At 72.8% G+C, this 21,527-nt stretch carries 17 protein-coding genes and 1 tRNA gene; 10 read left to right on the top strand and 8 right to left on the bottom strand.

The genetic code is table 11. The features are described 5' to 3' along the window. Window positions 1-58: 58 nt before the first annotated feature. Together ACFYW5_RS10465 and ACFYW5_RS10460 are read right to left on the bottom strand one after the other, a co-directional pair. Window positions 59-1,540, bottom strand: a complete 1,482-nt coding sequence (locus ACFYW5_RS10465; protein WP_389416543.1) for an aminopeptidase P family protein — start codon at window positions 1,538-1,540, stop codon at window positions 59-61. An 87-nt stretch (window positions 1,541-1,627) separates the two neighbouring features. After that, a complete protein-coding gene (locus ACFYW5_RS10460; RefSeq protein WP_389416998.1) occupies window positions 1,628-3,157 on the bottom strand; it encodes a PP2C family protein-serine/threonine phosphatase in 1,530 nt (509 codons plus the stop codon). 503 nt (window positions 3,158-3,660) lie between these two features. On the opposite strand from ACFYW5_RS10460, the gene ACFYW5_RS10455 reads away from it, so the two are divergent. Both ACFYW5_RS10455 and ACFYW5_RS10450 read left to right on the top strand, forming a co-directional pair. Continuing rightward, window positions 3,661-4,326 carry a bifunctional DNA primase/polymerase gene (locus tag ACFYW5_RS10455; protein ID WP_389416542.1) on the top strand — a complete coding sequence of 222 codons (666 nt, stop codon included), beginning with the start codon at window positions 3,661-3,663 and terminating at the stop codon, window positions 4,324-4,326. Window positions 4,327-4,381: 55 nt separating this feature from the next. After that, on the top strand, window positions 4,382-4,912 hold the full coding sequence (locus ACFYW5_RS10450) for a hypothetical protein (protein WP_389416541.1): 531 nt from the start codon (window positions 4,382-4,384) through the stop codon (window positions 4,910-4,912). 241 nt (window positions 4,913-5,153) lie between these two features. Here the strand turns inward: ACFYW5_RS10450 and ACFYW5_RS10445 are convergent, their stop codons facing one another. The 3 genes from ACFYW5_RS10445 to ACFYW5_RS10435 all read right to left on the bottom strand — a co-directional run bounded on the left by ACFYW5_RS10445 (window position 5,154) and on the right by ACFYW5_RS10435 (window position 7,857). After that, window positions 5,154-6,119 (bottom strand): DUF5926 family protein, encoded by a 966-nt coding sequence (locus tag ACFYW5_RS10445; protein ID WP_389416540.1) that lies wholly within the window; start codon window positions 6,117-6,119, stop codon window positions 5,154-5,156. Window positions 6,120-6,243: 124 nt separating this feature from the next. Next, window positions 6,244-6,882 (bottom strand): ATP-binding protein, encoded by a 639-nt coding sequence (locus ACFYW5_RS10440; protein WP_389416539.1) that lies wholly within the window; start codon window positions 6,880-6,882, stop codon window positions 6,244-6,246. Between the two features lie 147 nt (window positions 6,883-7,029). Further along, window positions 7,030-7,857, bottom strand: coding sequence for a glycerophosphodiester phosphodiesterase (locus tag ACFYW5_RS10435; protein ID WP_389416538.1), 828 nt, complete (start codon window positions 7,855-7,857; stop codon window positions 7,030-7,032). Between the two features lie 256 nt (window positions 7,858-8,113). Here ACFYW5_RS10435 and ACFYW5_RS10430 point away from each other — a divergent pair, with 256 nt between their 5' ends. Then, window positions 8,114-9,580: a S1C family serine protease gene (locus ACFYW5_RS10430; protein WP_389416537.1), complete on the top strand. Its 1,467-nt coding sequence runs from the start codon at window positions 8,114-8,116 to the stop codon at window positions 9,578-9,580. Between the two features lie 60 nt (window positions 9,581-9,640). After that, window positions 9,641-9,727: transfer RNA gene (locus tag ACFYW5_RS10425), tRNA-Ser, on the top strand. A 62-nt stretch (window positions 9,728-9,789) separates the two neighbouring features. Here ACFYW5_RS10425 and ACFYW5_RS10420 read toward each other — a convergent pair. Beyond that, entirely contained in the window at window positions 9,790-10,659 is an 870-nt protein-coding gene (locus ACFYW5_RS10420; protein WP_389416536.1) for a bifunctional DNA primase/polymerase, read from the bottom strand. 326 nt (window positions 10,660-10,985) lie between these two features. Here ACFYW5_RS10420 and ACFYW5_RS10415 point away from each other — a divergent pair, with 326 nt between their 5' ends. From ACFYW5_RS10415 to ACFYW5_RS10390, 6 genes are all read left to right on the top strand, one after another. Next, entirely contained in the window at window positions 10,986-11,312 is a 327-nt protein-coding gene (locus ACFYW5_RS10415; RefSeq protein WP_389416535.1) for a hypothetical protein, read from the top strand. Window positions 11,313-11,494: 182 nt separating this feature from the next. Further along, window positions 11,495-12,391: a bifunctional MaoC family dehydratase N-terminal/OB-fold nucleic acid binding domain-containing protein gene (locus tag ACFYW5_RS10410; RefSeq protein WP_389416534.1), complete on the top strand. Its 897-nt coding sequence runs from the start codon at window positions 11,495-11,497 to the stop codon at window positions 12,389-12,391. Beyond that, window positions 12,388-12,777: a MaoC family dehydratase gene (locus tag ACFYW5_RS10405; protein WP_389416533.1), complete on the top strand. Its 390-nt coding sequence runs from the start codon at window positions 12,388-12,390 to the stop codon at window positions 12,775-12,777. The genes ACFYW5_RS10410 and ACFYW5_RS10405 overlap by 4 nt, the downstream gene beginning before the upstream one ends. Beyond that, a complete protein-coding gene (locus ACFYW5_RS10400; protein WP_389416532.1) occupies window positions 12,774-13,913 on the top strand; it encodes a lipid-transfer protein in 1,140 nt (379 codons plus the stop codon). Before ACFYW5_RS10405 ends, ACFYW5_RS10400 begins: the two co-directional genes overlap by 4 nt. Window positions 13,914-14,100: 187 nt before the next feature. Next, entirely contained in the window at window positions 14,101-14,658 is a 558-nt protein-coding gene (locus ACFYW5_RS10395; protein ID WP_389416531.1) for a SigE family RNA polymerase sigma factor, read from the top strand. Window positions 14,659-14,787: 129 nt separating this feature from the next. After that, window positions 14,788-16,443 (top strand): long-chain fatty acid--CoA ligase, encoded by a 1,656-nt coding sequence (locus tag ACFYW5_RS10390; protein ID WP_389416530.1) that lies wholly within the window; start codon window positions 14,788-14,790, stop codon window positions 16,441-16,443. Window positions 16,444-16,500: 57 nt separating this feature from the next. Here the strand turns inward: ACFYW5_RS10390 and ACFYW5_RS10385 are convergent, their stop codons facing one another. After that, complete coding sequence (locus ACFYW5_RS10385) at window positions 16,501-20,724, bottom strand: PAS domain-containing protein (RefSeq protein ID WP_389416529.1); 4,224 nt, start codon at window positions 20,722-20,724, stop codon at window positions 16,501-16,503. Window positions 20,725-20,956: 232 nt separating this feature from the next. After that, window positions 20,957-21,508 (bottom strand): SSI family serine proteinase inhibitor, encoded by a 552-nt coding sequence (locus ACFYW5_RS10380; RefSeq protein ID WP_389416528.1) that lies wholly within the window; start codon window positions 21,506-21,508, stop codon window positions 20,957-20,959. Window positions 21,509-21,527: the final 19 nt, after the last annotated feature.

Genomic DNA, 21,527 nt, shown 5'->3' with positions numbered 1-21,527 from the left:
CCCACGACGATGGCCGGACACCCCACGGGTATCCGGCCATCAACCCGATGTCAGTTCCCTACTTCACCAGCTCGGCCATCCACGCCTCGACCTCGTCCGAGCGCCGAGGAAGCGCGGCCGACATGTTCCGGTTCCCGTCCTCGGTCACCAGGATGTCGTCCTCGATCCGCACCCCGATGCCGCGGTACTCCTCCGGCACGGTCAGGTCGTCGGCCTGGAAGTACAGCCCCGGCTCGACCGTCAGACACATCCCCGGCTCGAGCACACCGTCCACATACGTCTCCTGCCGCGCGGCAGCGCAGTCGTGGACGTCGAGACCGAGCATGTGCCCCGTGCCGTGCAGCGTCCACCGCCGCTGCAGCCCCAGCTCCAGCACCCGCTCCACGGGCCCCTCGACCAGGCCCCACTCCACCAGCTTCGCGGCGAGCACCCGCTGCGCGGCGTCATGGAAGTCCCGGTACTTCGCACCGGGCCGCACGGCGGCGATCCCGGCCTCCTGGGCCTCGTACACGGCGTCGTAGATCTTCTTCTGGATCTCGGTGTACCGGCCGTTGACCGGCAGCGTCCGGGTGACGTCGGCGGTGTAGTACGTGTGCGTCTCCACGCCCGCGTCGAGCAGCAGCAGGTCCCCGGAGCGCACGGGCCCGTCGTTGCGCACCCAGTGCAGCGTGCAGGCGTGCGGGCCGGCCGCGCAGATGGAGCCGTAGCCGACGTCATTGCCCTCGACCCGGGCCCGCAGGAAGAAGGTGCCCTCGATGTACCGCTCGGAGGTGGCCTCGGCCTTGTCGAGGACCTTCACCACGTCCTCGAAGCCGCGCACCGTGGAGTCGACGGCCTTCTGCAGCTCGCCGATCTCGAACGCGTCCTTGACCAGCCGCGCCTCGGAGAGGAAGACCCGCAGCTCCTCGTCCCGCTCGGCGGTGACCTTGTCGGTCAGCGCGGCCTCGATCCCGGCGTCGTGACCGCGCACGACCCGCACCGGACCGGTGGCCTCGCGCAGCGCCCCGGTCAGCTCGCGCACGTCGGAGGCGGGGATGCCGTACAGCTTTTCGGCCTCGGTGAGGGAGTGCCGGCGGCCGACCCACAGCTCGCCCTGGCCGGAGAGCCAGAACTCGCCGTTCTCCCGGTCGGAGCGGGGCAGCAGGTAGATGGTGGCCCGGTGACCGTCGGCGACGGGCTCCATGACCAGGACGCCGTCCTCGGTCTGGTTGCCGGTGAGATAGGCGTACTCGACCGACGCCCGGAAGGGGTACTCGGTGTCGTTCGAGCGGGTCTTCAGATTGCCCGCGGGGATCACCAGACGCTCGCCCGGGAAGCGCGCCGACAGCGCGGCGCGGCGGGCGGCGGTCTCGGCGGCCTGGGGGATCGGCTCCAGGTCGCGCAGCTCCGTGTCGGCCCAGCCGGACTTCATGTTCTCGGCCAGCTCGTCGGACACGCCCGGGTACAGGCCGTTCTTGCGCTGCTTGATCGGCTCTTCAGACTCTTCCGGGCCCGCTGCGGTAGCAGCAATGGGCTCGGTCGGGGTGAGCTCCTCCGACACGGTCATCCTCCTTGATACGGCACTGGACCCCCTCCATCGTACGGTCGTACGGAAGGGGGCCCAGGGCCGAAGGACCTGTTACCGCCGTCATGCGAAGCGCGCGGCGAGCAGGACGATGTCCTCCGCGCTGTCCGCCGCGTCGAGACCGTCGGGCAGCACGGTCCGCAGGACGTGGTCGACGATCGCGTCCGGGTCGTTCCGCAGCGCCCGGGGGACGCTCGCCGCCGCCGTGTGCAGCCGCGCGAAGGCCCGGTCCGTGGCGTCGCCGGTACGGTGCAGCAGTCCGTCGGTGTACAGCAGAACCGTCTCCCCGGCCTCCGCCAGGAACTCCACGCTGGGCGCCTCCCAGCAGGCCAGCATGCCGAGCGGGGCGGAGACGGTGGTCTCCACGAACTCGGTGCGGCGCTCGCCGATCAGCAGCGGCGGGCAGTGCCCGGCCCCGGCGAGAGTGATCTTGCGCAGGGCGGGCTCGCAGTAGGCGAACAGGGCGGTCGCCGAGCGGGCGGGCTCGGTCAGCCGCAGCAGCAGCTCCAGATCGGACAGGACCGCCACCGGGTCCTCGCCCTCCATCACGGCGTACGCCCGCAGGGACGCCCGCAGCCGGCCCATCGCGGCCACCGCGCTCGGCCCCGACCCGGTGACCGAGCCGACCGCCAGGCCGAGGGCCGCGTCCGGCAGGGGCAGCGCGTCGTACCAGTCGCCGCCGCCGAGCGGCCCGGTGCGGTGCCGGACGGCGAGCTGCACGCCGGGCACCCGGGGCAGCCGCGAGGGCAGCAGCTCCTCGGACATGGTCGCCATGCACGCGCGCGTGCGCTCGACCTCCAGCAGCCGGGCGAGATGCTCGGCGGCGTACCGCGTGTACAGCCCGATCAGGTGCCGTTGGCGCTCGGACGGCTCGGCGGGCTCGTCGTACAGCCACACCGCGGCGCCGAGCGGGCCGGCGGCGTCGGTGCGCAGGGGGAGTGCGTAGCTCGCGGCGTAGCCGAGGCGCGCGGCCACCTCGCGGTGGCGCGGATCGAGCCCGTCCTCGGCGAACAGATCGGGCTGCGCGATCTCACCGTCCCCGCCGGGCAGCCCGTCGAGGATCTTCCCGTACGGCATCGAGCCGCGCGGCACGGTCTCGATGTGGCCGAGGTCCGCGCGGGCCAGCCCCAGGCCGACGGTGCTGTCCGGGCCCCGCCCGTCGGCCGGTTCCAGCACGACGAGTCCGCGCCGGGCGCCGACGAGGGCGGACCCGGCGCGCAGCAGCTCCTGGAGGGCGTCGGACAAGGACCCCGTACGGGTCAGGCGTTCGGTGAGTTCGTGCAGCGTGGTGAGGTCGGAGACCCAGCCGGCGAGCCGGTCCTGGAGCAGCAGTCCGGGGGCGCCCGGTGGAGTGGGCGGTGGGACGGAGGTGGCTGCCGGGGTCTCAGAGGCCGCGGGCGCGGGCGCGACAGTGTGTGCGGGCGAGGGAACCGTGGAATCGATTCCGGCCACTTTCGGAGGATGCGGGGCGTTCATGGCGTCCGGCTTTCCGACCGGTGCGTATTGCTCAAAAGCATCGCAAACCCCCATGTCATTCTGCGCCGCTAGCAGTGTCTCCACATGTACACGCACTCGTGAGGGGATGTCCAGCATTGTCCTGCCGGGATTCGTGGTGTCCGCGGGTAACCGGTCCACTTTTCCCCGACCCCTTGCAGAAAGGCAAAGTTGGCTTAAAACTGCCTCAGGGAACGCCTTATTGCGGTCGACTGGGCGTGTTCCACGGAGCGTCACAGCGGTCGTGATGGGTACGTACTCGGAGAAGGCCAGGGGTGGTTGACAGTCACCCGGAACCTGGCGGCGGACCCGGGCGTCTTAGCCACCGACGACCGTGCCCCATCCTCCCGTGGCGGAGGCGAAGAGAAATACGCGCAACGGCAAAACGCCAGACTTCGCCACCCCACGCCAGGCCCGTGCTTTTGATCCACGCAGTATGGGTGAGGCTGCCGCGGACGCAGCCGCCGCTCGGCCCATAGGGGTTCCCTCTGCTCGAAGCAGGGGTGTGATGCGCCAACAGGTACGCACAGTGAAGTGATCGACACATGGTGTGATGTGGACCACGGTGTTGCCAGCGGTGCAACGGAAAGGAACGAGCGCTCATGCGAGAGTTCCTCGGAAGGCGACGCAGGCTCCTGTCCCAGCGCAACGGCGGGAGGCCTGAGTTGCTCAGTGCGGCCCTGACCTTCGCGACTCAATGGCAGTGGCCCGTACTCCCGGGTGTGACGGCGGATCCGCAGGGGCGGTCCCGGTGCGGGTGCCCCGACGCGGACTGCACGGTGCCCGGTGCGCATCCCTTCGACCCCGGCCTCCTCGCGGCCACCACCGACGAGCGCATGGTGCGCTGGTGGTGGAGCAACCGACCGGCGGCACCGATCGTGCTGGCCACCGGCGGCAAGGCGCCCTGCGCCGTCAGCCTGCCGGCCCTGCCGGCCGCCCAGGCCCTCACGGCGCTCGACCGCACGGGGATGCGGCTCGGCCCCGTGATCGCCTCGCCCACCCGCTGGGCGCTGCTCGTCAAGCCGTACTCCCTGGAGCGGTTGGGCGAACTGCTGTACGCCAAGGACTACGTTCCGGGCTCCCTGCGGTTCCACGGCACGGGCGGCTATCTCGCCCTGCCCCCCTCCGAGACCGGCGAGGGCGCCGTCCGCTGGGAGCGCGCGCCGGGGCCCGGCCCGGCGGCCCCGTGGCTGCCGGACGTGGAGGCCGTGGTGGACGCCGTGGTGGAGGCCCTCACTCGTACGGGTGTGAGCGCACCCGAGTTGTAGGGGTGTCGGGCGCGCACCGGACGGGGCGCCCGCCTTCCCTCGTTATCTTCCGTCCATGAACCTTCGTCTGCTCGCCCTGGCCGGCGTCGCGGTGTGCGCGGTGGCGCTGCCGCTCGCCGTGGCGTCCGCGGGGCAGGTGGGCGAAGAGGCCGCATCCCCACGGCCGTCCGTTTCTCCCCGGCCGTCCGCCTCCCCCGACGCGAAAGCGCCCTCCCCGTCGCCCCCGGGCCTCGGCCTGGCCACCGCCGCGCGCTGCGGACCCGAACTCACCTCGCCCGACGGCATCGAGGCGCAGACCTGTGTGCTCACCCAGGGCGAGCGGACATGGGCGCGCACCTACTACCGCAACACCACCGGCGGAGCGCTGGATGCGGTGCTGAGCCTGATGGGGCCGGGCCGGCGCACGGTGCAGATCCGGTGCGCGGTGGGCGCCGAGGACGAGCCCGGCAGCTGCGAGACACCCCGTGCGGCCACCCGGGGCGCGCCGGCCGACCACACGGCGGTCGCGGAGTTCGCGGCCCGGGCCGGCGAGGGCCCGCTGCTGCTGCGGTCCGGGAGCAACTCGGCCGCGCCTACAGGCAGTTGACGCGCGGCGGCACTCTGTAGAGGACCGCGCGCATGGAAAGACCCGGTTGCTGGCGACGGGGGATGCACCAGCAACCGGGCTACTGGAACGGTAACAAGAGATCGGCGGTTCGCAAATTCGATCCGGGCTTTCCGGTCACCGATTTCCCTGCGGGGAGCGGGAGTTGTGATCGGAGTCACCTGTCCGGGCGCCCCCCGCGGCTGACCGGTCGGTCAGCCGCCGAGGATCTTCGCGCGGTGCGTCAGCTGAGCGTGACCTGGCGGTTGGTCAGGCCGCCCCGGGCGCGGCGCTCGTCCGCGGTGAGCGGGGCGTCGGTGGCCAGTGCGGCGGTGAGACGTTCGGCGAACTCGGCGGCCGGCTTCTCCGCGTCCTCGGCGCCGAACCCGCTCGGCAGGTCCCAGACCGGCACGGTGAGGCCGTGAGCGCGGAAGGAACCCACGAGACGGGTGCCCTCGCCCAGGTTCGACCGGCCCGCCGCGTGCAGTCGCGCCAGCGCGTCCAGAAGCTGCTCCTCGGGGTACGGCATGACCCAGCGCAGGTGGTTCTTCTCCGGCGTCTCGCACCAGTACGCGGCGTCCACGCCGGTCAGCCGCACGGTCGGGATGGCGGCGGCGTTGGCCCGCTCCAGGGAGGCGGTCACCTCCGGGGTGGAGTTCTCCGCGTCCGGGACCCAGAACTCGAAGCCCGTGTGCACAACTGGCTCGAACGCGCCTTCCGGGTCGAGCAGGTCCTGCAGCCGCGGACCGTCGGCCGGGGCGCGCCGTGCCTGCACCGGGGTGCCGGGCTTGGCCTCCAGGGCGCGCCGGAGGGTGTCGGCGAGATCGCGGCTGAGGTCGCCGGACGCCGTGTCGTTCTGCAGGCCCAGCAGCACCGAGCCGTCGTCGCGGCGCAGCGCGGGCCAGGCCATCGGCAGCACGGTCGCCAGCGTGACGGCCGGGACGCCCTCGGGCAGCCCGTCCTTGAGGGGCAGCGGGACCGTGGCGGCGGGCACCAGCTCGCGCAGGGCCACCCAGTCGCACTCGCCGGGCAGCCCCTCGAAGGGGCGGTGCACCAGCTCGGTCACGGCTTCGGCGGCGGCCTTGCCGTGACAGGCCTTGTAGCGGCGGCCACTGCCGCAGGGGCAGGGCTCGCGGGCTCCGACGACCGGGATCTCCCCGTCCTTGAGCTGCGGGCGCGCGGCCTTCGTCTGGGGTCGCTTCTTGGCCATGAGGGTGTCTCCCGGAAACGGCTCGTCTGGTACGGCGGGAGCCTAGCTGTTCACGCCATGGCCGAGGCGACCCTGTGGACAACGCGTCCCTGCGCGCTTCCCGGGCCGCTCGGTGACCGGAGGGTCAGTCCAGGTCCTCGAGCGCGTCCGCGAAGTCGAGTTCGGGCATCGCGGCGACCGACGGGGCAGCCACGCGCGTAGCGAAGTCGTGGCGACGGTGTCCGGCGTTCCGGTCATGCACGTCGTCATGGACGACCACCCAGACGGTGACCTCGCCCCGCGCGTCGTCCCGTACGCCCCAGTCGTCGGCCAGCGCGGTGATGATGTTCAGCCCGCGGCCGCCGTGCGCGGTGACCGAGGGCGTGGCCGGAGCCGGGCGGGTGGGCCCACCGCCGTCCGTGACCTCCACCGTGAGCCGCCCGGCCGGGTCCACCCGCCATGCGGCCCGGACGTCGCCGTCCCCGGCCAGGGCGTCGCCCAGTGGTCGGCCGTGTTTGCACGCGTTGCTCAAGAGTTCGGAAAGAATCAGTACGGCATCGTCGATGACCGCTTCCGCCACACCGCCCATGCGCAGCTGATCGCGCATCCGGTGTCGCGCTTTCCCCACGCCCGCAGGGCCATGGGGTACGGCCATGCTCGACGACGTGGGCACCTCCTGTGCCACCACCAACGCCACCCCCGAGACCTCCTTCGCCCCACGCCACGGTGTGGATGCCCCATTGGCCTGTACCGGAAACCGGCCAACGCAGGTCCGGTGACGCATTCGAAACGATCGAATACGGACCGAACGCGCCGGAGCACTCCCTGTAACTGCCTGGCTGGAAATCGACGGTGTGGCCGAGAGTGGAGGATGGGGCCGGTGGGACCACCGGGTCAAGAGGTCGTACCGGGGCGGATGGTTCGGCGCAGCTCAGCGGCCCAGCTGATGCCGCACCGCGCGCGGGCGGTTGGTGATGATGGCGTCGACGCCGAGCTCCGCGCAGAGGGCGACGTCCTCGGGCTCGTTCACGGTCCAGACGTGCACCTGGTGGCCGGCGCGCTTCAGACGCTCGATGTACGCGGGGTGATGGCGCACGATCCGGATCGACGGGCCCGCGATCCGGACCCCCGCCGGCAGCCGTCCGTCGCGCAGCCGGGGCGAGACGAACTGCATCAGATAGACCGTCGGCAGGGTCGGCGAGGAGGCACGCACGCGGTGCAGCGAGCGCGCGGAGAAGCTCATCACCCGGACCGTGGAGGCGTCAGCGACGGCCGGGGAGTCCAGGCCGAACCGCTTCAGCAGGTGCAGCAGCCGCTCCTCGACCTGGCCCGCCCAGCGGGTGGGGTGCTTGGTCTCGATGGCCAGCTCCACCGGGCGCCCGGCGTCGGCGACCAGCTCCAGCAGGCGTTCCAGGGTGAGGACCGAGGTGTCCTGCGGGTCCTCCGGGCGGACCTCCCAGTCCGGATCCTCGTCCCGGTTCCGCCAGGGGTCGCCCCTCTTCCAGGAACCGAAGTCCAGCGCGGCGAGGTCGGCGAGCTCCAGTGCGGAGACCGCGCCGCGGCCGTTGGAGGTGCGGTTGACGCGGCGGTCGTGGACGCAGACGAGGTGGCCGTCCGCGGTGAGGCGGACATCGCACTCCAGGGCGTCGGCCCCGTCCTCGATCGCCTTGCGGTACGCGGCCAGGGTGTGTTCGGGCGCGTCCTCGGAGGCTCCGCGGTGGGCGACGACTTGGGGTGTGGGCCGGCGTGCGTGGGTCACCGCGTCATGGTGCCACCGAGAGGGGGTAGGCGTGTCGACGGAGGGACAGGAATGTGTCCTTTTCGTCGTACATGACCTATATAAAGAATGGCCGCGGACCCACAGGCACCGCTTATGGTGCTCTGACGGCCCGTGGGAAAAGCTGACGGCATACAAAAAGACCAGCACAGCTGAAGCGCACCGGGCCGTCGACACACGTGAACGGGCGTGACCGAGTGCGACCGACAACGACAGCCGTGGATCGAGGAGAAAAGCTGTGAGCACCGAGAACGAGGGCGCCGCGGTACCCCCGGCCCCGTCCGCACCCCCCGTGCCGGTGGACGCTCCCGCTGCTCCGGAGCCGCAGGGCCACCCGGCTCCCGGTACCGGCGCCCCGACCACCCCGCTCCCGCCGGTGCCACACGGCGCGCCGCCCGCGGGCGCCGCGGGACCGGCACCGGGCACCCCGGCGGCGCCGCAGGGCCCGTCGGCACCGGACGCGTCCTGGCCGCCCCCCGCCCCGGCGGCCCCCGCGTATGCCCACGCCCACCCCGACGCCACCTCCGGCGGTGCCGGGGGATCGGGCACGGTCTGGGGCGCGGCGTACCAGCAGCCGGCGCCCGCGCCGAAGTCCGGCCGACGCGGCGGCCTGCTTGCCGCGGTCCTGATCGCGTCGCTGGTCGCCGGCGGCCTCGGCGGCGGACTCGGCTACACCCTGGCCAAGGACGACGCGACCTCCTCGACCACCGTCGCCGCCTCCGACACCGGCGGCGACGTCAAGCGCGACGCGGGCACCATCGCGGGCGTGGCCCAGAAGGCGCTGCCCAGCACCGTCACCATCGAGGCCGCGAGCAGCAGCGGCGAGGGCGGCACCGGCACCGGGTTCGTCTTCGACACCGAGGGCCACATCGTCACCAACAACCATGTGGTGGCCGACGCCGTCGACGGCGGCAAGCTGACGGCGACCTTCCCGAACGGCAAGAAGTACGACGCGGAGGTCGTGGGCAACGCCCAGGGCTACGACGTGGCGGTCATCAAGCTCAAGAACGCCCCCTCGGGTCTCAAGCCGCTCACCCTCGGCAACTCCGACAAGGTGGCGGTGGGCGACTCGACGATCGCGATCGGCGCGCCCTTCGGCCTGTCGAACACGGTGACCACGGGCATCATCAGCGCCAAGAACCGCCCGGTGGCCTCCAGCGACGGCACCGGCAGCAACGCCTCGTACATGAGCGCGCTGCAGACCGACGCGTCGATCAACCCGGGCAACTCGGGCGGCCCGCTGCTGGACGCCCAGGGCAATGTGATCGGCATCAACTCGGCGATCCAGTCCGCGGGCAACGGCCTGGGCGGCAGCAGCCAGTCCGGCTCCATCGGCCTGGGCTTCGCCATCCCGATCAACCAGGCGAAGGTCGTCGCCCAGCAGCTGATCAAGACCGGCAAGCCGGTGTACGCCAAGATCGGCGCCTCCGTCTCGCTGGAGGAGGGCACGGGCGGCGCGAAGATCACCGAGCAGGGTGCGAGCGGCTCGGAGGCGGTGGAGCCGGGCGGTCCCGCGGCCGACGCGGGTCTCAAGCCGGGGGACGTCATCACCAAGCTCGACGACCGCGTGATCGACTCCGGCCCCACCCTGATCGGCGAGATCTGGACCCACCAGCCCGGCGACAAGGTCCAGCTCACCTACGAACGGGACGGCAAGACCCGCACGGTCGAACTGACCCTGGGCTCCCGGGTCGGCGACAGCTGACACCCCCGCCGCCGGGCCCACCCGTTACTCTTGTCCCGCGCCGGATCAACACCGGCGCGGGGAGGCGTGCCCGAGCGGCCTAAGGGAACGGTCTTGAAAACCGTCGTGGCAGCGATGTCACCGTGGGTTCAAATCCCACCGCCTCCGCAGGTGATACCGCTGAGAGGGGCCGTCGAGACATCGGCGGCCCCTCTCGCGTGCGCACCGGCTCACGGCCGGTGTTCCGTCAGCCGGGCCGCCGAGGCGATCGTCGCGCGGGCCTCTCGTTCCGTCAGGCCCGTGTCCAGGGCCGCCTCGATCAGGGGGGCGACCAGGGCGGGGCCGATGCCGTCCTCGTAGGCGCGGCAGGCTGCCCAGAAGAGGCGGGTGTTGCGCTGCCCCTCGTGTGCGGCCAGGACGAACTGGACCAGGCCCCGGCCGTGGTCGCCCGCCGACACCGGCACCGGGCTCTGCGGTGCGCGGGGCGGTGGGAGCAGCAGGCGCAGCAGAGAGGGCGGGCAGGCCGCGGGGGCCAGGTGGGCGGTGCCCGGCGCCGTGCCGTAGACGCCGTGTTCCGTGCGGGAGCCGGGGCCGACGAGGTAGCCGCCGGCGCCGCGGATGTCGATGCCGGGGGCCAGGCGGCCGGCGGAGTTGGGGACGACGACGTCCGCGGGGCCGCTGAGCCAGAGGTGGCGCCCGCCGCTCGGGGTCAGGACGACCACGGTGTCGGGGATGGTGAACAGGTGGCGCAGGGCCAGTTCGCGCAGGGCGGCGGAGGAGTCCGTGCCCGACTTGGTGTCGAGGTCGATGCCGATCAGGTGGTGCGGCGGCAGGCCGCACGCGATGCCGTAGCCGGTCGCCCAGGGCGCGGCGGCGAACAGGTCGCGGATCCGTGCGGCGTCCGTCGAGGCGTCGTAGACACCGTGGCCGTAGCGGCCGCATTCGCCGTGGCACGGCGCGGCCAGGGGGTCGTCGCGGTGGGGGGAGCGCAGGGCCGGGAGTTTCGTCCGGGACAGGGGGATGACGGCCAGTCCGCGCTCCGCGGCTGACAGGGCGTGTGCGAGGGCCAGCGTCGTGGCCTGCCGGTCGGTGGTGGCCATGGATCCATGTTCGTACGCATGTTCGAAAAAGGGAAGAGGGTCCCGGCTCGACGCGCCCGGGAGACCGGATGTCGTCGGCAATGTGCCGGAGCGCTTCCCCTCTTGCGGCACTTGGTTCGAGCTGCCCCCACTGCCCTGATCCGGGCCTTATAGGTAGGCAAGGGGGTTTATCGACTTGTCATCACGCTTGAGGGCGAATCGCGCCGTAAGGGGTGGTTCGCCGGGGATTCGGTGGGCAACTCTGGATTCGCGACGTCGATCACCACGCCAAGCCGGTCGGCCAACTGCCTTGGCGGCAGCCGTACTTCACGTTCTGGAGGAACAACATGGCAAGCATCCGTACCGCCCGCGTCATCGCCGCCGTCTCCGCCCTGCCGCTCGCCGCCGCGCTCTTCGCCGGTGCCGCGTCGGCGGACAACGGCGCCATCGCGGACGACGGATCGAGCGCGGCCGTCACGAACGCCTGGCAGGGCATCCTCGGCAGTGGTGTGGGCGGCGAGAACAACGGCAACTCCTCCACGACCCAGCAGCAGGCGATTGGCTCCGGCGCCTCGAACCAGAGCAACACCGCCCAGGTCGACGGTTCCGCGTTCACGGCCGTCAACCAGGGAAACAGCAACGTGGCCGTCAACTTCACCCCGCTGTGGTGGTGAGCTGAGGACCCGCGCTCACGGCGCCGGTCCAGGTCTCCCGAGTGGTGTGCTCCATGGGGTGTGACACGTCTGCGCGGCGGTGCTACGGCATCGCCGCGCAGGCGTTTGTGCCTGTTCCCCTGTGGTCTTGACTGTCCGTCAGATCTGACGGACAGTCAGAAACCGCGAGAGGGGAGGGAGTCGTGCGTACCGAAGAAGACCTGACCGAGCGGCTCAAGGCCTTCGAGGGGCGGCCCGCCGCCACCCGGGCCACCGGCAAGGACCCCGTCAACCTGCCCATGATCCGCCACTGGTGCGAGGCCCTGGGCGACACGAATCCGGCGTACACCGGCCCCGCCGCCATCGCCCCGCCCACCATGCTCCAGGCCTGGACGATGGGCGGCCTCCCCGGCCATACGGGCCGTTCGGCGGCGTACGACGACCTGCTCGGTCTGCTCGACGCGGCGGGCTGCACCTCGGTCGTCGCCACCGACTGCCAGCAGGAGTACCTGCGCCCCCTGCGCCCCGGCGACGAGATCACCTTCGACACCGTCATCGAGACCGTCTCGGACCGCAAGACCACCAAGCTCGGCACCGGCCACTTCGTCACCACCCGCACCGACGTCCGGGTCGGCCCCGACCTGGTCGGCACCCACCGCTTCCGCATCCTCAAGTACGCCCCCGCGGCACGGCAGGCCGCCAGACCCCCGCGCCCCCGCCCGGTCGTCAACCGCGACAACGCAGGCTTCTGGGAGGGCGTACGGCAGCACCGCCTCCTCCTCCAGCGCTGCACCGCCTGCGGCACCCCGCGCCACCCCTGGCTGCCCGGCTGCAACGCCTGTGGCGGCCTCGGCTGGGACACCGTGGAGGCGAGCGGCGAGGGGACGGTGTACTCGTACGTCGTCATGCACCACCCGCCCTTCCCGGCCTTCGACCCGCCGTACGCCGTCGCCCTGATCGAGCTGCCGGAGGGCGTGCGGATGCTCGGGAACGTGGCCGGGGTGCCGTACGACAAGGTGCGGATCGGGCTGCCGGTGCGGGTCGAGTTCCAGGCGTACGACGATGAACTGACCCTCCCGGTGTGGCGGGTGGCCGCATGAGGACCGGTGAGGAGCTGCCGCCGCTGACCGTCCCCGTCACCCGCACCCTGATCGTCGCCGGAGCCATCGCCTCGCGCGACTACCAGGACATCCACCACGACCCGGAACTCGCCCGGCAGAAGGGCTCCCCGGACATCTTCATGAACATCCTCACCACCAACGGCCTGGTCGGCCGCTACCTCACCGACCACTTCGGTCCCGCGGCCGTGCTCCGCAAGCTCTCCATCCGCCTCGGCGTCCCCAACCACCCTGGTGACACCATGGTGTTGACCGGCAGTATCGAGGAGGTCGACGGCGACACGGCGACCGTGCGCGTCGTCGGGACGAACAGCCTCGGCGCCCATGTGACCGGCACGGCCACCGTCACGCTCACGGGTGCGCCGTGAGCGCGGCGATCGCCGGGATCGGGGCGACGGAGTTCTCCAAGGACTCCGGGCGCAGTGAGCTGCGGCTGGCCGTGGAGGCGGTGCGGGCGGCGCTGGACGACGCGGGGCTGACCCCCGGCGACGTGGACGGGCTGGTCACCTTCACCATGGACACCAGCCCGGAGATCACCGTGGCCCAGGCGGCGGGCATGGGCGAGCTGTCCTTCTTCTCCCGCGTCCACTACGGCGGCGGCGCGGCCTGCGCGACCGTCCAGCAGGCCGCGCTCGCGGTGACGGCCGGGGTGGCCGAGGTGGTCGTCTGCTACCGCGCCTTCAACGAGCGCTCGGGCCGCCGCTTCGGCTCCGGGGTGCAGCGGCGCGAGCCGTCGGCGGAGGGCGTCGCGCTGGGCTGGGCGCTGCCGTTCGGCCTGCTCACCCCGGCGTCCTGGGTGGCGATGGCGGCCCAGCGCTATCTGCACACCTACGGCCTGCCCCCCGAGGCCGCCTTCGGCCCCGTCGCCGTCCTGGCCCGCCGGTACGCGGCGACCAACCCGGCCGCCTGGTTCCACGGCCGCCCCATCACCCTCGCCGACCACGCGTCCTCCCGCTGGATCGCCGAACCGCTGCGCCTGCTGGACTGCTGCCAGGAGACGGACGGCGGTCAGGCGATCGTCGTCACCTCGCGGGAACGCGCCCGCGACCTCCCCCACCCGCCGGCGGCGGTCGCCGCGGCCGCGCAGGGCGCCGCCCGGGGCCAGGAGCAGATGACCGGCTTCCACACCGGCGACCTCACCGGCCTGGCCGAGTCGGGGGTCGTGGCCCGGCAGCTGTGGCGCAGGACGGGACTGGCCCCCGCCGACATCGACGTGGGGATCCTCTACGACCACTTCACCCCGTTCGTGCTCATGCAGCTGGAGGAGTACGGCTTCTGCGGCCGCGGCGAGGCGGCGCACTTCGTGGCGGAGGAAAGGCTGCCGCTCAACACCCACGGCGGTCAGCTCGGCGAGGGGTACCTCCATGGGATGAACGGCATCGCGGAGGGCGTACGCCAGATCCGGGGTACTTCGGTGAACCAGGTCCCCGGGGCGGCCCGGGTGCTGGTGACGGCGGGGACGGGGGTGCCGACGTCGGGCCTGGTGCTGACGGCGGACGGATGACGGACGGCGGACGGCGGCGGGAGGACGGTCCCACGAAAGGTCCCCTGGGGGTCATCCCGTAGTAGCCCTCGCCTTCTCGTCCACCCTCAGGAGGTGGAGCTGACCCCACCCCTACAACCTGAGGCGGACTCGGCTTCGGGACCTCCGGCCGATGAGCGGACCTGGTGCCCGCTCCTAGCGTGGAGCCATGACCACTCCCGTCTGCACACGCGCTTCGGACGCCGCCGCACCCAGGGCGCAGAGCCTTCCGTACCCGTCGTTCTCGTCGTACGTGCGGGCCCGCCAGCCGGTGCTGCTGCGGACCGCCAGGTCGCTGACCGCGAACCCGTGCGACGCGGAGGATCTGCTGCAGACCGCGCTCACCAAGACGTACGTCGCCTGGGAGCGCATCGAGGACCATCGCGCGCTCGACGGCTATGTGCGCCGCGCGCTGGTGAACACCCGCACCTCGCAGTGGCGCAAGAGAAAGGTGGACGAGTTCGCGACCGACGAGCTGCCCGAGCCCGAGCCCTGCCCGAGCGGCTCCGACCCGGCCGAGCAGCAGGCGCTGCACGACGCGATGTGGCGGGCGATCATGAAGCTGCCGGCCCGGCAGCGGGCGATGGTCGTCCTCCGGTACTACGAGGACCTCAGCGAGGCGCAGACGGCCGAGGTGCTCGGGGTGTCGGTCGGCACGGTGAAGTCGGCAGTGTCCCGGGCGCTCGGCAAGCTGCGCGAGGACCCCGAACTGGCTCCGTCGCGTTAGCGTCATCCTTTGGTGAGCGCAACGTGACGTGATCGATCACCCTCCCCTAGTGACATACCACGCGGTATGCGCGCAGAATCTCCGCAACCCTTGCCACCGCGTAGGCAATGCCGCCCCGGGAGGACCACCGTGCTGAGCACCATGCAGGACGTACCGCTGCTGATCTCCAGGATCCTGGCCCACGGGTCGACGATCCACGGCACATCACAGGTGATCACCTGGACCGGCGCGGCCGAACCGCACCGCCGCTCCTTCGCCGAGATCGGCACCCGCGCGGCCCAGCTGGCGCACGCGCTCCGGGACGACCTGGGCGTGGCGGCCGACGAGCGGGTCGCGACCCTGATGTGGAACAACGCCGAGCACGTCGAGGCGTACTTCGCGATTCCCTCCATGGGCGCGGTGCTGCACACCCTCAACCTCCGCCTCCCCCCGGAGCAGCTGGTCTGGATCGTCGACCACGCCGCCGACCGGGTGGTGATCGCCAACGGCTCCCTGCTGCCGCTGCTCGCCCCGCTGCTGCCGCACCTGAAGACGGTCGAGCACGTGGTGATCTCGGGTCCCGGCGACCGCGGGCTGCTCGCGGACGCGTCGGTGCGGGTGCACGAGTACGAGGACCTGATCGCCGGCAAGCCGACCGCGTACGACTGGCCCGAGCTGGACGAGCGTGCGGCGGCGGCCATGTGCTACACCTCCGGCACCACCGGGGACCCCAAGGGCGTGGTGTACAGCCACCGTTCGGTCTACCTGCACTCGATGCAGGTCAACATGACCCAGTCGATGGGCCTGACCGACGAGGACACCTCCCTGGTCGTGGTCCCCCAGTTCCACGTCAACGCCTGGGGCCTGCCGCACGCCACCTTCATGACCGGCGTCAACCTGCTGATGCCGGACCGCTTCCTCCAGCCGGCCCCGCTGGCCGAGATGATCGAGCGCGAGAAGCCGACGCACGCGGCGGCGGTGCCCACCATCTGGCAGGGCCTGCTCGGCGAGCTGACGGCGAAGCCGCGTGATGTGTCCTCCCTCGGTCAGGTCACCATCGGCGGCTCGGCCTGTCCGCCCTCGCTCATGAAGGCCTTCGACGAGCTCGGCATGCGGGTCTGCCACGCCTGGGGCATGACGGAGACCTCCCCGCTCGGCACGATCGCCCGTCCCCCGGCCCACGCGGTGGGCACGGACGACGAGTTCGGCTACCGCCTCACCCAGGGCCGCTTCCCCGCCTCGGTGGAGGCCCGCCTCACCGGCCCGGGCGGCGAGCGCCTGCCCTGGGACGGCGAGTCGGCGGGCGAGCTGGAGGTGCGCGGCCCGTGGATCGCCGGCGCGTACTACAACGGCCCCGCCGCCGAACCCCTGCGCCCCGCCGACAAGTTCAGCGAGGACGGCTGGCTGAAGACGGGTGACGTCGGCACGATCAGCCCGGACGGCTTCCTGACCCTGACCGACCGGGCGAAGGACGTCATCAAGTCCGGCGGCGAGTGGATCTCGTCGGTGGAGCTGGAGAACGCCCTGATGTCCCACCCCGACGTCGCCGAGGCGGCCGTGGTGGCGGTCCCCGACGACAAGTGGGGCGAGCGCCCGCTGGCCACGGTGGTCCTGAAGGAGGGCTCGACGGCCGACTTCGCCGCCCTGCGCACCTTCCTCGCCGACCAGGCCGGGATCGCCAAGTGGCAGCTCCCGGAGCGCTGGACGGTCATCGAGACGGTGCCGAAGACGAGCGTCGGCAAGTTCGACAAGAAGGTGCTGCGCAGGCAGTACGCCGAGGGCACGCTGGACGTGACCCGGATCTGACCCGCGATCGAAGAGAGCCCCCGGCAACGGCCGGGGGCTCTCTCGTGCGTACGTCGGCTAGTTGGTGCCGATCCGCGCCAGCAGGTCCACGATCCGGCTCTGCACCTCGGGGCTCGTCGACCGCTCCGCGAGGAACAGCACCGTCTCGCCCGACGCGAGCCGCGGCAGGTCGGCGGGGTCGACGGCGGCCGTGTAGACGACCAGCGGGGTGCGGTTGAGCTGGCCGTTCGCCCGCAGCCAGTCGATGATCCCGGTGGAACCGGCCTGGCGGCGGTGCACCTGCATCAGGTCCATCACGACCAGGTTCGGCCGGAACTGCCCCGCCAGCGTCACCGCGTCCAGATCGCTCGCGGCCCGCGCCACCTGCATCCCGCGCCGCTCCAGCGTCGCGGTCAGCGCCAGCGCGATCTCGGCGTGCTCCTCGATCAGCAGCACCCGCGGCGGATGCTGCTCGCTGTCCCGGGGCGCCAGCGCCTTCAGCAGGACGGCGGGGTCGGCGCCGTACGCCGCCTCCCGCGAGGCCTGCCCGAGACCCGCCGTCACCATCACCGGCACCTCGGCGGCCACCGCCGCCTGCCGCAGGGACTGCAGGGCGGTACGGGTGATCGGACCGGTCAGCGGATCCACGAACAGCGCGGCCGGGAACGCCGCGATCTGCGCGTCCACCTCCTCGCGCGAGTGCACGATGACGGGCCGGTAGCCGCGGTCGCTCAGCGCCTGCTGCGTGGTGACGTCGGGCGCCGGCCACACCAGCAGCCGCCGCGGGTTGTCCAGCGGCTCCGGGGGCAGCTCGTCGTCCATTGGCTGCGGCCGCGGGGTGTCCGCGACCTCCACCGCCCCGCCCGGACCGTCCAGCGGCTCGGGCCCCTCGGCGGCGTTCTCGTCCGGCGCCCCTATGGCGTACGACCGTCCCGTGCCCTCGGTGCCCTGCGCGAGCCGGGACTGCCCGGCCTGCGGATGCGGCCGGGCCGGCTGCTCCGGCTGGGCCGCGCCCGCCGATTCGGGCCGCGTGCCCAGCTTGCGCCGACGGCCGCCACCGTTGGTCTGGTGCGGGTTCGTCTGATGCGGGTTCGCTTGATGCGGGTTCGCTTGATGCGGGTTCGCTTGATGTGGGGGAGGCGTCACCGACGGCTGCTGCACCTGCGCCGCCTGCCGCGTGAACGGCACGCCCTGCCCCAGGGTCCGCACACTGATCGCCCGCCCCTGCGTGGAGTTCGGGTCCACGGGGGCGGCGGCCTCGGCGGGCAGCGGCTGCGCCGCGCGCCGCGTCTCGGCCTCCGGGGGCAACGGGGTGTTTTGGGACGGCGTCCCCTGCGCTCGGGCCGGGTTCGGGGGTACGGCCGTACCGGCGCCGGAGGTGTCGTCCGCGCCGGGCCACGGCTGGGCGGAGGCGGGGCTGCCCTGGGCCGGGGTGGCGGCCTCGGCGGGGAGCGGGACCGCGGCGGGCGCCTGCACCTCGGGGTGGTGCGGGGCGGGCGCCGACTGGGGCGCGACGGGAGCTCCGGCCTCCGGGACCGGCTGCCCCACGGCCCGCCGACGGCGCCCGGTCGGGGCGCTCGTGGGATGCGGCTGCGGCGGCGTGTGATCGTCGGCCTGGTCGTGCGGTACGGCATCGTGACGGCCGTCGTCGGTGGCGGTGGCGGGGGCCGATGCGGGGGTGGGGTGGGGGGCCGGGGGCTGGGGCGATACGGGGACCTGGCCGTGGGCCGGTACCGGGGTCTGGCCGTGGCCCGGTACCTGGCCTTGGCCGTGGGCGGGTACCGGGGTCTGGCCGTGGGCGGGGACCGGGCCTTGGCCGTGGGCCGGAACCGGGCCCTGACCCTGCGCCGGGCCCTGACCCTGCGCCGGGACCGGCGCCTGCTGCTCCGCCCGGTCCGCGTCGGCCGGCGGCAGGGCGAACACCGTACGGGGGCCCGCCTCCTGCGTGGCCGCACGCTCGTTCGCGGCCGCCAGCGCCCGCCGCCGGCGCCCGGTCGGCTGCCCGTCCTCAGCTGAGCCCGAGTCCATACCCGGGCCGGAGCCAGGACCAGGGAGGGAGCTGGGGCCAGGACCGGGGAGGGAGTCGGTGCCGGTGCCGCCCTGCGCCGGGATCACCCCGGAGGACACCGCAGGCAACGCCGGAGGCAGCGCGTGCTGTTCACCCGCGTCCCGCCGGGCCTGCCGCCCGCCCGGCGCGGGCACGCCCTGCGGCGGCACCGTGCCGCCCAGACCGGTCCCCGCGGCAGCGGTGCCCGCGGCATGCTCGGCAGCCGTCATCACGGCACCCTCGGACACCCCCGCACCGGCGCCGTCCCCACCCTCGGTGACTCCCGCACCGGCGCCGTCCGCACCGGCGATCTCGGCCGGACGCCCGCGCCGTCGCCCCGTACCTCCGGACACCTCGGCCGGTGCCTGCGCCTGGGCCGGAACGGGCGCCGACTCGGCCGCCCGCCGCCTGCGCCGTCCGGTCGGCGCGGACTCGCCCTCCGCGCCGCCCGGACGCGCGGCCACCTCACTGTCCAGGAAGGCGTCCACGGAGGACCGCCGGGCCCGCCGCCGCCCGCCACCGGAGGTCTGCTCGACGGCCTCCGCCTCGGCCGGAGGGGCGACCAGGGCGACCTGGGAGCCCGGCACCGCCCCGGCGCCGCCGCCGATCGGCACCTCCAGCACGAACGCGCTGCCGCTCATCCCGGGCACCTCGACCGTCTGGAGCACTCCGCCGTGCGCGCGCACGATCCCGCGCACGATCGGCTCGTGCACCGGGTCTCCCCCGGGATACGGCCCGCGCACCTCGATCCGTACGACCTCACCGCGCTGCGCCGCCGCCACGACGACCGTGTTGTCCATGTAGCCGCCCGCCGACACGGGCGCGTTGCCGGTCGCGTCGACGCCCGCGACGTCGGCGACCAGATGCGCCAGCGCGGTCGCGAGCATCCGGGAGTCGACCTCCGCCTCGATGGGCGGCGCGTGCACGGCGAACTGCACCCGGCCGGGCCCGATGAGTTCGACGGCCCCGTCGACACCGGCGGCGACGACGGCGTCGAGCATCACCTTCGTCCGGGTGATCCCCTCGCTGCCGGTGTCGAGCCGCTGATAGCCGAGGACGTTGTCGATGAGGGTGGTGATCCGGGAGTACCCGGCCGACAGATGGTGCAGCACCTGATTGGCCTCGGGCCACAGCTGCCCCGCGTCGTCCGCGGCCAGCGCCGCCAGCTCACGGCGCAGTTCGTCCAGCGGCCCGCGCAGCGACTGGGCGAGCAGCGTCAGCAGCTGCTCGTGCCGCCCGGCGAGGGCCTCGTAACGGTCCTTCTCGCGCTCCCCCAGCGCCGCGTACCGCTCCTCGTTGGCGCCGAGTTCCTCCTCGTGCCGCTCCTGGAGCTCCTCCAGCTCGGTCACGTGCTTCTGGCGCAGTGCGGTCAGCTCGGAGGCGTGCTCCTCGGAGAGCCGCTCCAGCTCCTCTTCGTGCTGCTTCTCGGCGGCGGCCTTCTCCGCGGCGAGGGCGTCGTAGGGCCGCCGGTCGGTGAAGGTCATCACGGCGCCGACCAGCTGGTCGCCGTCGCGCACGGGAGCGGTGGTCAGGTCGACCGGCACCTCCTCGCCGCTCTTGGCGAACAGCACCTGCCCGCGCACCCGGTGCTTGCGCCCGGAGCGCAGGGTGTCGGCGAGCGGGGACTCGTCGTACGGGAACGGCGTCCCGTCGGGCCGGGAGTGCAGGACGAGGTCGTGCAGCTCGCGCCCGCCGAGGTCGCTGGCCCGGTACCCCAGTATCTGGGCGGCGGCCGGGTTGACCAGGACGATCCGTCCGTCGGTGTCGGTGCCCACGACGCCCTCGGCGGCGGCCCGCAGGATCATCTCGGTCTGCCGCTGCGAGCGGGCCAGCTCGGCCTCGGTGTCGATGGTCCCGGACAGGTCGCGGACGACGAGCATCAGCAGCTCGTCGCTGGTGTAGCCGTAACCGTCGTAGGCCTGCTGGCCGTTCTCCAGGTTCGCGGAGGTGACCTCGACGGGGAACTCGCTGCCGTCGGTGCGCCGGGCCATCATCCGGGTCGGCTTGGTCCGCCCACGCGGGTCCATGTGGTCGGGCCGGCGCATGGAGCCCGGGATCAGCTTGGAGTCGAACTGCGGCAGCAGATCGAGCAGCCCGCGCCCCACCAGCGCGGTGCCCGGGGCCTCGAAAGCCTCCAGGGCGATGGTGTTGGCGTTGACGACGGTCCCGTTGGCGTTGACCAGCACCAACGCATCGGGCAGCGCGTCGAGTATGGCTGCGAGGCGAGCAGCGCCTCGGGATGGCCTGCTGCTCACGAGACGCTTCCCTCCTGTTACCGCACCTTGCCGACCGCTCGGGCCATCTTGCCAACCTGCCCGCGACGTGTCACGCGAGGGAGTCTAAGGGCTGGGGTGGTGACGGCGGCCCCGGATGAGAGGGAGGTCGCACGACGAAGTGACCCAGAACGTATGAGCGCGTCCGCGAGCCGTCACCGCACGGCCCGCTCGCTTCGCGAGACCTTCGCGGGACTTTTACCCGGCCGCCGCCTCACACCCGGCCGGCCCGCCGCAGGTCGGGCAGCACGGGGACCATCCGGTCCCAGCGGGCGATCTCGCACCCGTCACCCCGGTCGAACCGCGCGTCCACGGGCCGCCCGCGCCAGGTCCCGGTGACATGAGCGGTGGCCGCCCCGCCGTACTGCATGGTGCACACGCTTCCGTCCGGTACGGGGGAGAAGGCGTCCTTGCCCCAGCGGGTCCCGCGGTCGAGAGCGGCGCAGGCGCCGGAGACGTCGGGATGGTCGCCGCCGCCGGGGTGGCAGTACAGCTCGTACCGCCCGTCCACCCCGTCCCCGGCGTTCCGCACGGTGACGGTGAGGTGGTCCCCGGAGCGGGCGGCGGCCGGTACGGCGGACATGAGGGGAGTGGCGACGGCGGGGACGGCGACGGCCGATCCAGTGGCCGCGACGGATCCGGTAGCCACCACCGAGCCGGTGCCGACCACCGAGCCGGTGGCGACGACCAGGAACCGGCCGAGCCGGCGGGTACGGGAGGGGCGGGGGGCGCGATGGCCGCCGGAGGGGCGGGAGACCTGCAACATGACCTGACTAACGCCCCGC

Origin of the sequence: Streptomyces sp. NPDC002779 (assembly GCF_042888685.1) — a bacterium.
Lineage (GTDB): Bacteria > Actinomycetota > Actinomycetes > Streptomycetales > Streptomycetaceae > Streptomyces.
Note: the sequence above shows the minus strand (reverse complement) of the source record. Positions and strands in the feature narration are given on the sequence as shown.

What these genes read in the sequence shown, in the direction of transcription:
- ACFYW5_RS10405 (WP_389416533.1), top strand. Translation starts at nt 12,388, where the DNA reads ATGAGGACCGGTGAGGAGCTGCCGCCGCTGACCGTCCCCGTCACCCGC.
- ACFYW5_RS10460 (WP_389416998.1), bottom strand. Translation starts at nt 3,157, where the DNA reads ATGCTGGACATCCCCTCACGAGTGCGTGTACATGTGGAGACACTGCTA.
- ACFYW5_RS10380 (WP_389416528.1), bottom strand. Translation starts at nt 21,508, where the DNA reads ATGTTGCAGGTCTCCCGCCCCTCCGGCGGCCATCGCGCCCCCCGCCCC.
- ACFYW5_RS10415 (WP_389416535.1), top strand. Translation starts at nt 10,986, where the DNA reads ATGGCAAGCATCCGTACCGCCCGCGTCATCGCCGCCGTCTCCGCCCTG.
- ACFYW5_RS10395 (WP_389416531.1), top strand. Translation starts at nt 14,101, where the DNA reads ATGACCACTCCCGTCTGCACACGCGCTTCGGACGCCGCCGCACCCAGG.
- ACFYW5_RS10445 (WP_389416540.1), bottom strand. Translation starts at nt 6,119, where the DNA reads ATGGCCAAGAAGCGACCCCAGACGAAGGCCGCGCGCCCGCAGCTCAAG.
- ACFYW5_RS10450 (WP_389416541.1), top strand. Translation starts at nt 4,382, where the DNA reads ATGAACCTTCGTCTGCTCGCCCTGGCCGGCGTCGCGGTGTGCGCGGTG.
- ACFYW5_RS10440 (WP_389416539.1), bottom strand. Translation starts at nt 6,882, where the DNA reads ATGCGTCACCGGACCTGCGTTGGCCGGTTTCCGGTACAGGCCAATGGG.
- ACFYW5_RS10455 (WP_389416542.1), top strand. Translation starts at nt 3,661, where the DNA reads ATGCGAGAGTTCCTCGGAAGGCGACGCAGGCTCCTGTCCCAGCGCAAC.
- ACFYW5_RS10420 (WP_389416536.1), bottom strand. Translation starts at nt 10,659, where the DNA reads ATGGCCACCACCGACCGGCAGGCCACGACGCTGGCCCTCGCACACGCC.